The sequence below is a fragment of the Microbacterium hydrocarbonoxydans genome (genome assembly GCF_023715885.1).
Lineage (GTDB): Bacteria > Actinomycetota > Actinomycetes > Actinomycetales > Microbacteriaceae > Microbacterium > Microbacterium hydrocarbonoxydans_C.
Window position 1 is genome coordinate 1 of the sequence record NZ_JAMBOY010000014.1, and the last position, 473, is coordinate 473.

Annotated in this window: 1 protein-coding gene; it reads right to left on the reverse strand. The window is 69.3% G+C overall.

All coding sequences use genetic code 11. The features are described 5' to 3' along the window. Positions 1 to 473: peptidylprolyl isomerase (locus tag M3195_RS16705; RefSeq protein WP_251589219.1), on the reverse strand; the 473-nt coding region annotated here is incomplete at both ends.

Consider the following 473-nt stretch of genomic DNA (forward strand, 5'->3'; position numbering starts at 1 on the left):
GCACCTGGATCAGGTGGTAGCCGTACTCGGTACGAATCGGCTGGCTGATCTGGCCGTCCTGCAGGTTGTTCATCGCACGCTCGAATTCCGGCACGGTCTCGCCCGGGCTGATCCAGCCGAGATCGCCGCCCTGCGACGCCGACCCGTCCTGCGAGTAGGTGCGCGCGAACTTCGCGAAATCGCCGCCGGCCTCGACCTGGTTGCGGATGTCAACGAGTTGCTGACGCGCCTGGCCTTCCGACTTGCCTTCGCCGACGCGCAGCAGGATGTGGCGCACGTGCGTCTGGACGATCTTCGGCGCCGCGGCGCTCGCGCCCTGGCTCTGGCGGCGATCGACGAGGCGCACGATCTCGAAGCCGTCCGGCACGCGGATCAGCGTCGGGTTGACCTGGCCCGGGCGCAGCTTCGACGCGGCCTCGACGACGTCGGCCGGCAGCGCGCTCGGCGACTTGAAGCCGAGATCGCCGCCCTTC